This window comes from Streptomyces sp. L2 (assembly GCF_004124325.1).
Taxonomy (GTDB): Bacteria; Actinomycetota; Actinomycetes; order Streptomycetales; family Streptomycetaceae; genus Streptomyces.
In genome coordinates, this window is sequence record NZ_QBDT01000001.1 from 1222256 (window position 1) to 1236146 (window position 13891).

The window sequence follows — 13891 nt, forward strand, 5'->3', positions numbered from 1 at the left end:
GTGCCGCTCCTAGGTTCAGGGGCCATCACCCCCCTTCACCGCCCGTCATATGGCCCGTCGAACCAGGAGCTTCACCATGCGGTCCCCCCGTTCCCACAGCACCGGCGTCGTGAGACGTACTCCCCGCTCCGCCCCGCCCGCCCCGGCCGTCCCCTCCACCCCCTCCACCCTGTCCGCCGTCTCCGTCCTGGCCGCCGTGGCCCTGCTGGCCGGCTGCTCGGCGGCCGGCACGGCCGGTTCGGGCGGCTCCCACGGCTCCTCGGACCCGGTGAAGGTCGGCGTGGTCTACTCCCGCACCGGACTGCTCGCCTCCTACGGCGCCCAGTACGCACAGGGCTTCAAGGCCGGCCTGGACTACGCCACCCACGGCACCGGCAAGGTGAACGGCCGGCGCGTCGAGGTGACGTACGAGGACGACGCCGGCGACCCGGCCAAGGCGGTCGCCGAGGGCAAGGACTTGATCGGCAAGGGGTACAGGATCCTGGCCGGCACCACCGACTCCGGTGTCGCCCTGCAGATGGCGCCGCTGGCCGCGCAGAACCACGCCCTGTACATCAGCGGGGCCGCCGCGACCGACGCCGTCACCGGGATCAACCGCTACACGTTCCGCTCCGGACGGCAGTCGTACCAGGACATCCTCACGGCCGGCACGATGCTGGGCTCCCTCAAGGGCAAGAAGATCACCGTGCTCGCCCAGGACAGCACCTTCGGGCAGGCCAACGTGGCCGCGGTGAAGGCGGTGCTGGGGGCCAAGGGCGCCAAGGTCGGCTCGGTGCTGGCCCCGCCCAGCGCGACCGACCTCACCCCGTTCGCCCGGCAGACCAAGGCGGGCGGCCCCGACCTGGTGTTCGTCGCCTGGGCCGGGTCCACCGCGTCGGCGCTGTGGACCGCCCTGGACCAGCAGGGCGTGCTGGATTCGGGCAAGGTCGTGACGGGGCTGGCGGGTACGGCGTCGTACTCGGCGTTCGGGCCCGGCGCGGACAAGGTGGCGTTCCTCGCCCACTACTTCCCCGGCGCGGGCGGCGAGAACCCGGTCGAGCAGGCCATGATCGACGGGGTGACCAAGGCAGGCGGCACCCCCGACCTGTTCAGCCCCGACGGGTTCACCGCGGCGCAGATGATCGTGCACGCCATCGCGGCCGGGTCCGCGGACGACACCTCGGCCATGGTGAAGGCGCTGCAGGGCTGGTCGTTCGACGGGCCCAAGGGCCACGAGCAGATCCGCGCCGCGGACCACGCCCTGCTGCAGCCGATGTTCCGGGCCCGGCTCACCAAGGGCAAGCCGGTGCTGGTCGCCACCGAGCCGACCGCGAAGGTGGCCCCGCCCGTCCAGCACATGAAGGGCTGAGGGTGAGCGCCCCTATGACCCCGACGCCGTCAGCGCACCCCGGCGGGGACCACGCGACCGGCGCGGCCGGCTCCCCCGTCCTGCTGCGGCTGGCCGGTCTCGGCTGGACGGTGGGCGGGGCCACCATCGTCGAACACGTCACCCTGGACGTCCGTGAGGGCGAGTTCCTCGCCTTCATCGGGCCCAACGGCGCGGGAAAGACCTCCCTGTTCAACCTGATCAGCGGGCTGGCACCGGTGAGCGCGGGCCGGATCGAACTCGACGGCACCGACCTCACCGCCCGGCCCCGGCACGCCCGCGCCCGGCTCGGTCTCGGCCGCACCTTCCAGACCTCCAGCCTCTGGCCGGGGATGACGGTCGCCGACCACGTCCGGCTGGCCGCCCAGGCCGCCGAGGGCGGCTCCTACCGGATCTGGCGGCGGGCCGGCCGCTACGACGACCAGGTGGGCCGGATCCTGGAGCGCACCGGACTGCGGGGCCGCGAGCACGCGCGGGCCGGCTCCCTGTCCCACGGGGAGAAACGCAAGCTGGAACTCGCCGTCCTCCTCGTCGGCGACCCCCGGGTGATGCTGCTGGACGAGCCGATGGCCGGGGTCAGCGCCGAGGAGGTGCCGCCGCTCACCGAGCTGATCGGCTCGCTGCACCGCGACGAGGGCCGGACCGTGCTCATGGTCGAGCACCACATGGACGTCCTGCTGGGGCTCGCCGACCGGGTCGCCGTCATGCACCACGGCAGCCTGCTGGCCGTGGACGCCCCGGACCGCGTCATGGCCGACCCGACGGTGCAGCAGGCCTACCTCGGGGAGGCGCTGTGAGCCTGCTGACGGTACGTGACCTGCGCGTCGTCATCGGCGGACGGCACATCCTGCACGGGGTGGACCTGGACGTCCCCGCGCACGGCGTCACCGCCCTGCTGGGCCGTAACGGCGCCGGCAAGACCACCACCGTCCGCGCGATCCTCGGTCTCGTCCCACGCACCGGCAGCGTGCTCCTGGACGGCGCGGAGACCACCGAGCTGAGCACCCACGCGCTGGTGCGCCGGGGCATCGGCTACGCCCCGGAGGACCGCGGTGTCTTCGCCGCCCTGACCGTGACCGAGAACCTGCGGCTGGCCGAACGCCCGGGAGCCGGGCCGCCCGACTACGACACGGTGTACGAGCTGTTCCCCGAACTGCTGTGCAGGGGGCGGCAGTCGGCGGGCACGCTGTCGGGCGGCCAGCAGCAGATGGTCGCGATCGCGCGCACGCTGCTGAACGGCAACCGGCTGATCATCGCGGACGAGCCGACCAAGGGGCTGTCGCCGAAGGTCGTCGGCGAGGTCGCGCACGCCCTGGAGCGGGCGGCCGGGGCCGTGCCCGTGCTGCTCGTCGAGCAGAACCTGGCCCTGGTCCGCCGCCTCGCCGGGACCTGCGTGGTCCTGGCCGACGGCCACACCGTACACCGCGGGCCGGCCCCCGAGCTGCTGTCGGACCCGGAGGCCACGCGCCGTCTCCTCGGGGTCGGCAGACGACAGACCCCCGCCGGCACGCCGTCCCTGGGCGCCGGCCGTCCGGACGCGGGAGAGGAACGCTGATGGCCACGATCGTGCTGCTCACCGCCACCGGGCTCGGGCTCGGTGCGCTGTACTTCCTGGTCGCCTCCGGGCTGTCGCTGATCTTCGGCCTGATGGACGTGCTGAACTTCGCGCACGGCGCCCTGCTGTCGGTGGGCGCCTACGCCACCTGGTGGGCCGCGTCCGGTCACCTGCCCGGTGCGGGATCCGACGGCGCCGGGTTCGCCCTCGCGGTCGTGTTCGGCACGGCCGTCGGCACCGTGGCGGCCGTCGTGCTCGAACTGGCCGTCGTCCGCCCGCTGTACGACCGGCCGCGCGAGCAGATCCTCGCCACAGTCGGGGTGGGGCTCGCCGTCCCCGCGCTGCTGTCCGGCATCTGGGGTGCCGACGCCCGGACCTTCCCCGGGCCGAGGGCGCTGTCCGGCACCGTCGCCCTGCTCGGCGCCCGGATCCCCACCAACCGGTTCGTGCTGGTCGGCGCGGCCCTGGTCGTCCTCGTCGCGCTGAGGGTGTTCCTCGGCCGCACCCGGCACGGGCTGGTGGTGCGGGCCGGGGTCGAGGACCGGGCCATGGTGACCGCGCTCGGCACCGACGTCCGTAGGGCGTTCACGCTGGTCTTCGCGATCGGCGGCGCGGCCGCCGCCCTCGCGGGGGCGCTCGGCGGCCTGTACTTCGGCTCCGTCTCGCCGGGCCAGGGCACCTCGCTGCTGGTCTTCGCCTTCGTCGTCGTGGTCACCGGCGGGATGGGCTCGGTCACCGGTGCCGCCGTCGCCGCCCTGGTGGTGGGGCTGGTCCAGCAGTTCGCCAACTACTACGCGGCCGGCGGCCTCGGCGACCTGTCGGTCGTCGTCCTGCTCGCCGTCGTCCTGCTCGTCCGGCCGCACGGACTCACCGGGAGACTCGCATGACCAGCACCCAGCTCACCGATCGGCCGGCGGCGCCGTCCGCGCAAGCCTCCGGTGGGCCGCCGTACCACCGGATCACCCGCTGGTGGCCCGCCGTGCTCCTGGTGGCGCTGTTCGCCGCGCCGTACAGCGCGGTGCCCCTGCCGGGTCTGCTCGACGGGCCGATCGGCAGTCCGGGCAATCTGCAACTGCTGGGCCAGTGCCTGGTGTTCGCGGCGGTGGCGACCGGCTACGACCTGCTGCTCGGCCGTACGGGTCTGCTGTCCTTCGGGCATGCCCTGTACTTCGCCGCCGGTTCCTACCTCACCGCCGTCCTCATGGTCGGCGGCGGGCTGCCGCTCGGTGTGGCGGCGGTGCTCGGACTGGTGTCCGGGGCGCTGCTCGCGGTGCTGCTGGGCTCGGTGAGCCTCAGGGTTACCGGGATCGGGTTCTCGATGGTGACGCTCGCCTTCGCGCAGGCCGGTTCGATCCTGGTGGCCCGGAACCCCGGTTCGCTGACCGGCGGCGAGGAGGGTCTCGCGGCGCCGGCGGAGCGGCTGCCGGACTGGCTGGTCGGCATCGGCAACACCGCGAACCTGTACTGGATCGCGCTCGGTTACCTCGTGCTGACCCTGGCCGTCGTGCACTGGGCCACCCACTCGCCGACCGGCCGGGTCTGGGAGGGCATCAGGGAGAACGAACGCCGGGTGGACGTCCTGGGCCTGCGCCCCTACGGCTTCAAGCTGACCGCGTTCGTCCTGTCGGGCACGCTCGCCGCCCTCGGCGGGATCGTGTACCTGCTGCTGACCGGGGGCGCGACCCCGCAGACCACCACCTCCGACTTCACGCTGTCCCTGCTGGTGATGGTGGTGCTGGGCGGCTCCGGCAGCCGCTGGGGCCCGCTGATCGGCGGCCTGCTCTACACCTGGGCCGACCAGCGCCTCGGCGACCTCGCCGGTTCGGACGCGATCGCCGGCCTCCCGCCGGTCCTGCGGGTGCCGCTCTCCCAGCCGCTGTTCCTGCTCGGCGCGCTGTTCGTCGCCGTCGTCTACCTGCTGCCCGGCGGCATCGCCCGGCTGCCCGAGCGCCTCCGCGCGGCGCGGCACGGCAGGGGCGGCGGCTCGGCCGGGAGCTAGAAACGCCTCGGGGCCCGGAGTCTTCTCCGGGCCCCTGCGCGCTATGCGGACAACAGGTTGAGCTTCAGGGCCAGTTGCAGCTCCAGTGCCCTGTCCGGCTCGTTCCAGCCGGGGCCGAGCAGGGAGCCGATGCGGTCCAGGCGCTGCACCACGGTGTTGACGTGGATGTGCAGGTCGTCCTTGGCGCGGGTCAGGCTGGCCCCGCAGTCGAAGTAGGCCTGGAGGGTGCGGACCAGGTCCGTGCCCCGCTGGGCGTCGTACTCCAGCAGCGGGCCGAGCACGGAGTGCACGAAGCGGCGTACGTCGTGCCCGTCGCCCAGCAGCACGCCGAGGAAGCCGAGTTCGGCGGCGGACGCGCCCTCGCCGGTGCGGCCCAGGACGCCCATGGCCCGCAGGCAGCGGCGGGCCTCGGCGTGGGCGGCGGCCAGCGCGACCGGGCCGGACGCCGGTCCGGACGCGGCGACCGTCACCGGGGCGCCGACGAGGTACGTCAGCCGGCCCGCAGTCGTGCGCGCCACCCCGGCCGGGTCGGTACCGGCCGCGTCGGGGCCATCGTACGGCAGCAGGATCACCGTGGTCTCGTCGTGCTCGGCGCTGATCCCGCCCCGGCCGAAGAGGTGCTGGGCGGCGGCAGCGGACAGCTTGGACCGGGTCCGGGCCGGGGCCTGGGCGACGAGCACGAGGTGCGGGTGCTCCAGGTCGGTGCCGAGCCGCCGGCCCCGGTCGACGAGCCCGGCGGGGTCGCGGTGGGCGGCGGTGAGGACCTCGGTGAGCAGCTCGCCGCGGATCCGGTTCTCCGTCTCGGTGACCGTCCGGCGCAGCAGGAGCAGCAGTGCGGTGACCACGCCCGCGCGTTCGAACAGGCGCCGGTCGGAGTCCTCCAGGGCCGGGCGGTCGAGCGCCACGAGGCTGCCGAGGAGTTCCGGCCCGGCGAGGACGGCGCACACCCAGTGGTCGCCGAGCGGGACCGCGCGGGCGGCGGCCCGGGACTCGGCGACGGCCTCGGCGAGGTCGTCGGGCGTGAGTCCGGGGCCGTCGCCGGCCTGGGCCATGCGGTGGCCGGTGGGGTCGATGATGGCGATGGCACAGCCGAGGAGTTCACCGACGGCGGCGGCGATCTCGCCGGCGGCGCCGCCGCGCAGCACCAGGTCGGTGAGCCGGTCGTGGGCCTCCTCGGTGCGCTGCAGCGCGGCCGAGTGCTCGCGGATGACGGCGTTGGCCTCGGCCAGGTCGGCCAGGGCCGCGCGGGTGTCGGCGAGGGCGCGGGCGGTGTCGATGGCGATCGCGGCGTGCGCGGCCAGCGAGCAGAGCAGGGCGGTCTCGTCCGGGGTGAAGGTGCGCGGCCGGCGGTCCGCGGCGAACAGCACGCCGATCACCTTGCCGCCCTCCGCCGAGCTGGAGCCCAGCAGCAGCGGCACGCCGAGGATGCCGACCAGCCCCTCCTCCCGCACGCCCGCGTCGATGGTCTCGGTGTGCAGGAAGCGCGGGTCGGTGCCGTAGTCGGGGCTGGCGTACGGCTGGGTCGTCTGGGCGACCAGACCGCCGAGGCCCTCGCCGAGGCTGAGCCGGAGGTTCTGGAACAGCGGGGAGACCGAGCCGTCGGTGACCCGCATGTAGGTGTCCCCGGCCCGCTCGTCCGGCAGGGTCAGATAGGCGGTGTCGGTGCCGAGCAGCATCCTGGCCCGGCGCACGATGGACTGCAGGACGTCGTCGAGGTCGCGCAGCCCGGCCAGGTCGCCGGCCGTCTCGAAGAGCGCGGTCAGCTCGGCCTCCCGGCGCCGGTGCTGCCGTAGCGCCCGGCGCACCTTCAGGGCCGAGGCGACGGCGGCCTCCAGCTCCGCGAGATCGCCCGGGCCCGCGCCGGCGGCGCGGGCCCGGGCGGGCACGGCGGTGATGTCCTCGTCCGGGGCGCCCTCCGCGAGGAGTTCCACCAGCCGCCGCATGGCGTGCGCGACGGACCCGGTCGGCGCGGGCGGCCCGGCGGACTCGGCGGAGGGCTTCTCGGTCATCGGACTTCACTCACCGGCGTCGCTCGATCACTCGGTCACTGATTCACTGGTCGGACTTCGTTCGGCCGGACCTCGTGCGCCGGCTCCGCCTCACCGTCGACGGCGGCCAGGTCGCGGCCGCGTGTCTCACGGGCGCACAGCAGGGCGACGACGGTCAGGACCGCGGCCATCGTGACATAGACCGAGATCGGAGTGGAGTCGCCGTACGACTTGATCAGGGCGACGGCGATCAGCGGTGCGGGCGCGCCGGCGGCCACCGAGGCGAACTGGGCGCCGATGGAGGCGCCCGAGTACCGCATCCGGGTGGCGAACAGTTCGGAGAAGAACGCGGCCTGCGGGGCGTACATGGCGCTGTGGAAGACCAGGCCGACGGTGACGGCGAGCACCAGCTCGGGGAACGACTTGGTGTCCAGCAGGCCGAAGAAGGCCCAGGACCAGGCGCCGACGCCGACCGCCCCGACGAGGTAGACGGGCTTGCGGCCGATCCGGTCCGACAGGGCGCCGAACAGCGGGATCAGGCAGAACTGGATCGCGGAGCCGATCAGGACGGCGTTCAGTGCCGTCTGCTTGTCCAGTCCCAGGTGGTCGACGCAGTAGGCGAGGACGAACGTGGTGATCACGTAGTAGGAGATGTTCTCGGCCATCCGGGCGCCCATGGCCACCAGCACGTCCCGCCAGTGGTGGCGGAGCACGGCGAGCAGGGGCGTCTGTTCGGCCTTCGTCTCGGCGCGGCGCGCCTCGGCCCGTGCCTGTGCCTCCTTGAACAGCGGCGACTCGTCGACCCGCAGCCGGATCCACAGCCCGACGCCCACCAGCACCGCCGAGAGCAGGAAGGGGATGCGCCAGCCCCAGGCCACGAACGCGGAGTCGGACTGGACGCTGGTCATGAAGGACAACACGCCGACGGCGAGGAGGTTGCCGGCGGGTGCCCCGCCCTGCGGCCAGGAGGCCCAGAAGCCGCGGCGGCGCGGGTCGCCGTGCTCGGAGACCAGCAGGACGGCACCGCCCCACTCGCCGCCCACCGCGAATCCCTGGATGAGGCGCAGCACGGTGAGCAGGACCGGGGCGGCGACGCCGATGGTGTCGTAGCCGGGGACGAGGCCGATCAGGGTGGTGGCGCAGCCCATCAGCAGCAGGCTGAGCACGAGGAGCCTCTTGCGGCCGATGCGGTCGCCGTAGTGGCCGAAGAACAGCCCGCCGAGCGGCCGGGCGGCGAAGCCGATGGCGTAGGTGAGGAACGACAGCAGGGTTCCGGTGAGCGGATCGGTGTTGGGGAAGAAGACCTTGCTGAAGACGAGGGCGGCCGCGGAGCCGTAGAGGAAGTAGTCGTACCACTCGATGGTGGTGCCGATCAGACTCGCCGCGACCACGCGGGGCAGGGCGGTCGGACGGGCGCCGGCGCGGGGCGCGTCCGGGTGGGTGTGAGTGCCGGCCATGGTGTCACCGTCTCGGGGAGGGAGGTCGGGGAAGGGGACGTGGGGGGCGGGATCGGAAGGGGTGTGGGGAGGGGTTGCGGCGGGCCCGGACTCTGGTGCCGCCTGTCAGTGGGCGGTCCAGCCGCCGTCGAGGGCGAGGGACGTGCCGGTGACGGAGCGGGACTCGGGGCGGCACAGCCACAGCGCGGCCCGCGCGACCTCGTCCGGTTCGATGAGCCGCTTGATCGCCGGGCGTTCGAGGATCACCTCCTCGATGACGTCCTGCGGGGCGATGCCGTGCGCGGTCGCCTGGTCGGCGATCTGCTCCTCGACCAGCGGCGTGCGCACGTAGCCGGGGTTGACGCAGTTGCTGGTGACGCCGTGCGGGGCGCCCTCCAGCGCGATCACCTTGCTGAGGCCTTCCAGTCCGTGCTTGGCGGTGACGTAGGCCGCCTTGTAGGGGCTGGCGCGCAGTCCGTGGACGGAGGAGATGTTGACGATCCGGCCCCACTGCCGCTCGTACATGCGGGGCAGGGTGCGGCGGACGATGCGGAAGGGTGCCTCGACCATGACCCGCTGGATCAGGGTGAACCGTTCCGGCGGGAACTCGTGCAGCGGGGCGACGTGCTGCAGTCCGGCGTTGTTGACGACGATGTCGGCGTCGGCGGGCAGCCCGTCCACGGCGGCGGGATCGGACAGGTCCACCACCAGGGCCGTACCGCCGCACTCCTGGGCGACGGCCTTGGCCGCCTCGCCCGCCCGGTCCACGACGTACACCTGGGCGCCGGCCGCGGCGAAGGCGAGCGCGCAGGCCCGGCCGATCCCGCCGGCGGCGCCGGTGATCAGCGCGGTGCGTCCGCCGAGGAAGCCGGGGTCGTGGGTTCCGTTGTGGGTGCTCTCCATGCCGGTCACCGTAGGGACCCCGGAGACGGTCTCCCATGTGGGCGACAGCCATACCGGGCGCTCGGGATGTGGCCTTCGGCTCCATACCGTGACGGGCGCGGGTTCTGGTGTTCTCACGGAGGGGCACGAGCGCGCGGCGACACGGTGCGCCCGGCCCGGCCCGCCCCTCGACGCACAGGAGATCAGGGATGACCCACACCGGCCCCGCCACTCCGCCCGCAGCTCACCCCCCGGCTCCGCACCCCGCTGCTCTGCACACTCCTGCTCCGCACTCCGGGTCCCGTCACCGGGCGACGGTCTCCGTGCCGGGGGCCGAACTCCAGAAGTCGGCGGTCCTCGACGATCTGACCACGGCCGGCACGCTGCGGTCCGGGCACACGGTCGCGGCCGACTGGGAGGGCCTGCACGCGGCGGAAGACCGCTGGCAGGAGCGGCCCGTGCCGGTCCCCGGCACGCAGATCGACGGCTGCTTCCCCGCGGCGACCGGCCTCAACACGCACCACGGGTGGCGGCACGACGCCCAGTTCGTCCTCCGCCTGCCGGACGCGTGGAACGGCAAGCTGGTCGTCACCGCCGCTCCCGGCATCCGCCGCCAGTACGCCTGCGACCGGATCATGGCGGACTGGCTGCTCGCCCGCGGCTACGCCTGCGCCACGACGGACAAGGGGAACTCGGGACCGGACTTCCACTCCGCCGGCGAGCGGCCCGGCGACGTCCTGGCCGACTGGGAGCGGCGGCTCGCCGAGCTGGCCGTGGCCGCCCGCGCCACCGCGCGCGCCCACTACGGCGCCGAGCCGCACCGCCTGTACGTCGCCGGGGTCTCCAACGGCGGCTACGCGACCCGGGTGCAGCTGGAGCGGCACGCCGACCTCTACGACGGCGGTGTCGACTGGGAGGGCCCGCTGTGGCGGGCCGGGGGCCCGAACCTACTGACCCACCTGCCGGCGTTCCTCGCCCACTATCCGCGTTACCGGGACACCGGGGACCCGGCCGCGCACCGGCGGCTGCTCGCGGCCGGTCTGCCCGCCGGCTCGGAGTTCCTGTGGGCGGCGCACCACCAGGTCTACTGGGACTTCACCCAGCGCACCTACCGGGCGGTCTTCGACCCGGACTACCCGGGGCCCGGCCTGCCGAGCACCGGCACACCGTTCGCCGGGGCCGGCACGCCCGGCGGCGACGCGGACTACGACTACGCCACGCGGCCGGCCGCCGTGCACGAGGCGGTCGCCCGGGTGTCGCTGACCGGGGCGATCGGCCGGCCGCTGCTGTCGTTCCACGGCACCCTCGACACGCTGCTGCCCATCGCCCTGCACTCGGACGCCTACGCCGAGCTGGTGGCCGGGGCGGGCCGGGCTGCTCTGCACCGCCAGTACCGCATCGAGGGCGGGACGCACGTCGACGGCTTCTGCGATCTGCACCCGGGCCGGCTCCGCCCGCTCACGCCCGTCTTCCGCACGGTCTTCCGGGCGCTGGAGGAATGGGTGGAGAACGGCGTCGAGCCGCCGGCGGGCCGCACCGTGCCGTGGCGCGACGGGGTGGACGACACCGACATCCGTACCTGGTGACCGGCCGGGCGCCGCTCGGGGTCAGCCCGCGGCGCAGGGCGCCCCGTTGAGGGTGAAGGCGTACGGCGCCCGGTTCCGGCCCTGCCAGGAGGCGAGGAAGCCGAAGGACAGGGTGCCGTGGGCGCTGACGGACCGGTTGTAGTCGGCGGCGACGGCGGTGACACGGGAGCCGCTCTGCCGCGCGGTGGCGTCCCACATCTGGCCGACCCGCTGGCCGTCGCGGAAGGACCAGGCGACCCGCCAGTCGCTGAGCGCCCCGGCGGTGGTGACGGTGACGGTGGCCTGGAAGCCGTCGGGCCACTGGCCGTCCAGGTGGTAGGAGACCCGGCAGGCGGCGGTCCCGGGGCCGGCGGAAGCGGAGGCGGTGGCGGTGGCCGTGCCCTGTGGTTCGGGGCCGGGCCCGGGCTTCGCGCGGCCGGTCGCCGCCCTGGTGGGGGTCGCGGACTGGTGGGTGACGGACGGCCGGGGGGCGGGGGCGGAGGCCCGGGAGCGGGAGGGGCTCGGGACGGGCGCGGCCTGGGAGGTGGCCGGGTCGGCGACCGGCCGGCTGTCGTCGTGCACGGCCGCGGTGTCGGCGGCGGAACCGCCGAACGGCATCAGCGACGCGCCGAGCGCCAGCGCCGACAGCAGGACGGCGGTGCCCAGCAGCCCGCCCAGCAGGAGCCGGTGGCGGCCCGTGCCCTCCCTGTCCTCGCCCGGTTCGGGTCCGGCCTGCCCCGGCCGGCCCGCGCCGAGCCGGACCTCGGCGGCACGGCGGCGGCGCTCCAGGTAGGCGAGGGCGCCCCAGCCGATCACCCCGCCGGTCAGGGCGGCGGGCAGTCCACCGCCGTGGAGGCGCAGGCAGGCGGCGGCCTCCGCGCACTGCACGCAGGTGGCGAGGTGCCGGGACAGGTCCTCGGGGGTGTCGGCGCCCGCGGAGCGGGTGACCGCGTCCAGGAGGCGGGCGTAGCTGCGGCACTCCGTATCCATCGGGGTGTCCCGGTGGGCGCGGTGGCAGCGGTCCCGGAACAGGGCGCGGACCTCGTCGAGTTCTAGGGCGACCGTGGCCGGGTCCAGGCCGAGACGGCGGGCCACGGCGGGCAGCGGCAGCGCCTCCGCCTCGGCGAGCCACAGCAGCGCGGCGTCCCCCTCCTGCATGTCCCGGAGGCCGCGCAGCGCGACGGGCCGCCGCAGGGGCGGGCCGGTGTAGCGGGCGGCCTGGGGGGAGTTGAGCCAGAGCCGCAGGTCGGGGTCCAGCTTGTGGCCCTGGCCGCCGGCCTCCCAGGCGGCGGCCGTCTCCCGTACGGCGGTGAGGAGCGCCGGGATGACGGGCAGCCGGGTGGAGCGGCGGCCGGCGGCCCGCACGGTGGGCGCCGAGGCCGCCCGGATCTCCCGCATGCCGCGGGTGAACGCCTCCGTGGCCAGCTGGTGCGCGGTCAGCGAGCCGGACGTGCACAGGTCGGCGTAGGAGAGCACCGCGTCCCAGCACTCGGAGAACAGGGCGGCCTCGGTGGGGCCCTGGGGGGCCGGCAGGTCGGGCATGGGACTCCCGCGTCCACGAGCGAGGTCAACTCACCACAGGGAAATCGGAGTTGGAGGGACCCTCGCGGCAGGGCACAGAGCCTTTCACGTCCTCGACACAACTGACAAGCCGCGTTTCCACATCCGCTCGCCGTGCGCCGGGCTCACACCTCGGCGGGCTCCCCGGCCGTCCCGGCGGGCTCCTGCGCCGGCAGGCTGTCCATGAAGGAGCTGACGGAGAACACCGCGTTGCCGGGTCCGGGCGGACCGTAGCCGGGGGGCGAGGACAGGCCGAAGTCGTCCATGGTCTGACGGTAGGCCTGGAGGAGCCGGATGTGGTACTCCAGCGGCGCGCCCTGCGGGTTGGCCTTGCCGAGCGGGGTGGTGGGCTCCGGGCACCAGGTCGTGAAGCGAGGGGTGATGCCGTGCGACATGAAGAAGCGCAGGCCCTCGGTGGTGGAGGCGATGGCCTCGTCGACCGTCTTGAAGCCGAACGGCTCGGCCATCTCCACGCCCGCCACGAAGTTGGGGATCACGTTGCGCGCGCCGAAGACGTCGGCGGAGTCCAGGATGCGCTTGTGCCACTCGTCGCGGCCGACGTAGCGCTCCTTGCCGGGGCAGTACATCTTGAACAGGTACTCGTCCCACACCTCGAAGTTGGGGTGGTAGATCTGCACGCCGTAGTCCTTGAACCGCTGGACGTCCGGCTTGGGCAGGGCCTGCGCGACGACCTTGCCGATCCAGCGGCCGGGGAAGCGCTCCTCGATGGCCTTGGCGTAGTGGCCGTAGAAGTCGGCCTCGTCGCGGCCGGAGACCTTCGAGGTGATGGCGCCGCCGGTCAGGGTGTAGGCGGTGGACGCCTTCGTGGTGTCGTACCGGTCGATGATCTCCAGGGCTTCGAGGACCTCGTCCACGTCCTTGACCCCTGTGTACGGCCGGCCGGCGGCCTTGTGCTGGCGCCAGTTGTGGTTGATGTCGCAGTACTGGCACTCCTCCTTGGCGCCGAAGTACTGGCAGACCCGGAAGACGGTGAGATAGATCAGGTAGCCCCACTGGATGGTGGGGGCCACCTCCATCACGGACTTCCCGTTGGCGAGGGTGTGCCGGTAGTACTCCGGCATCGGGGGTACGCCGACGTCGGAGATCCGCTTGCCGTCGAGGTACAGGCCGAGCTGCCCGTGCTCGTCGGAGGCGACCCGGTAGGGGGACGCGGGGTTCACGCGGACGGAGACGACGGTGCGGCGCAGGTCGTACGGTCCGCCGGTGAGGATGATCTCCTCCGGGGGCCGGCGCAGCGCGGCCTCGCCCAGCTCGGGCAGGGTGCCGTGGTCGAAGGAGAAGATGAAGTACGACTTCGGCTTGACCTCGCCGGCTGCCTCGTTGGCGGTGTCGCTGAGCGCGGAGGGGTCGAAGGCGACGCCTCCGCGGAGCAGGTCCTCCTTGAAGACGGCCTCCCGCGGCACGTGCGGAAAGCGCTCCATCAGATCCTCGACCAGCGCGGTGCGACTGCCCATCCGTATCTCCTCCCGGCTCAGGCGTTCACCCCTCACCGTATGCCCCTGCCCCCGGCCGGGCCGTG

Annotated in this window: 11 protein-coding genes; 6 read left to right on the forward strand and 5 right to left on the reverse strand. The window is 73.9% G+C overall.

What is annotated here, in order from left to right:
- The first annotated feature begins 169 nt into the window (after window positions 1–169).
- The 5 genes from DBP14_RS05250 to DBP14_RS05270 are packed head-to-tail and all read left to right on the forward strand — an operon-like array spanning window position 170 to window position 4920.
- Window positions 170–1348 carry a substrate-binding domain-containing protein gene (locus DBP14_RS05250; RefSeq protein ID WP_241741184.1) on the forward strand — a complete coding sequence of 393 codons (1179 nt, stop codon included), beginning with the start codon at window positions 170–172 and terminating at the stop codon, window positions 1346–1348.
- Window positions 1349–1362: 14 nt separating this feature from the next.
- On the forward strand, window positions 1363–2163 hold the full coding sequence (locus tag DBP14_RS05255; RefSeq protein WP_129305870.1) for an ABC transporter ATP-binding protein: 801 nt from the start codon (window positions 1363–1365) through the stop codon (window positions 2161–2163).
- Complete coding sequence (locus DBP14_RS05260) at window positions 2160–2921, forward strand: ABC transporter ATP-binding protein (protein ID WP_129305871.1); 762 nt, start codon at window positions 2160–2162, stop codon at window positions 2919–2921. Before DBP14_RS05255 ends, DBP14_RS05260 begins: the two co-directional genes overlap by 4 nt.
- On the forward strand, window positions 2921–3808 hold the full coding sequence (locus DBP14_RS05265) for a branched-chain amino acid ABC transporter permease (protein ID WP_129305872.1): 888 nt from the start codon (window positions 2921–2923) through the stop codon (window positions 3806–3808). Before DBP14_RS05260 ends, DBP14_RS05265 begins: the two co-directional genes overlap by 1 nt.
- On the forward strand, window positions 3805–4920 hold the full coding sequence (locus DBP14_RS05270; RefSeq protein ID WP_129305873.1) for a branched-chain amino acid ABC transporter permease: 1116 nt from the start codon (window positions 3805–3807) through the stop codon (window positions 4918–4920). Before DBP14_RS05265 ends, DBP14_RS05270 begins: the two co-directional genes overlap by 4 nt.
- A 41-nt stretch (window positions 4921–4961) precedes the next feature.
- On the opposite strand, the gene DBP14_RS05275 is transcribed toward DBP14_RS05270, so the two are convergent.
- The 3 genes from DBP14_RS05275 to DBP14_RS05285 all read right to left on the reverse strand — a co-directional run bounded on the left by DBP14_RS05275 (window position 4962) and on the right by DBP14_RS05285 (window position 9247).
- On the reverse strand, window positions 4962–6863 hold the full coding sequence (locus DBP14_RS05275; protein ID WP_129311689.1) for a GAF domain-containing protein: 1902 nt from the start codon (window positions 6861–6863) through the stop codon (window positions 4962–4964).
- A gap of 101 nt (window positions 6864–6964) precedes the next feature.
- Entirely contained in the window at window positions 6965–8365 is a 1401-nt protein-coding gene (locus DBP14_RS05280; protein ID WP_129305874.1) for an MFS transporter, read from the reverse strand.
- A 105-nt stretch (window positions 8366–8470) separates the two neighbouring features.
- Window positions 8471–9247, reverse strand: coding sequence for a 3-hydroxybutyrate dehydrogenase (locus DBP14_RS05285; protein WP_129305875.1), 777 nt, complete (start codon window positions 9245–9247; stop codon window positions 8471–8473).
- Between the two features lie 188 nt (window positions 9248–9435).
- On the opposite strand from DBP14_RS05285, the gene DBP14_RS05290 reads away from it, so the two are divergent.
- A complete protein-coding gene (locus tag DBP14_RS05290; RefSeq protein WP_129305876.1) occupies window positions 9436–10812 on the forward strand; it encodes a tannase/feruloyl esterase family alpha/beta hydrolase in 1377 nt (458 codons plus the stop codon).
- A 21-nt stretch (window positions 10813–10833) separates the two neighbouring features.
- Here the strand turns inward: DBP14_RS05290 and DBP14_RS05295 are convergent, their stop codons facing one another.
- Window positions 10834–12333 (reverse strand): cellulose-binding domain-containing protein, encoded by a 1500-nt coding sequence (locus DBP14_RS05295; protein ID WP_129305877.1) that lies wholly within the window; start codon window positions 12331–12333, stop codon window positions 10834–10836.
- Window positions 12334–12476: 143 nt separating this feature from the next.
- Window positions 12477–13826 (reverse strand): radical SAM protein, encoded by a 1350-nt coding sequence (locus DBP14_RS05300; protein WP_129305878.1) that lies wholly within the window; start codon window positions 13824–13826, stop codon window positions 12477–12479.
- Between the last annotated feature and the right edge of the window lie 65 nt (window positions 13827–13891).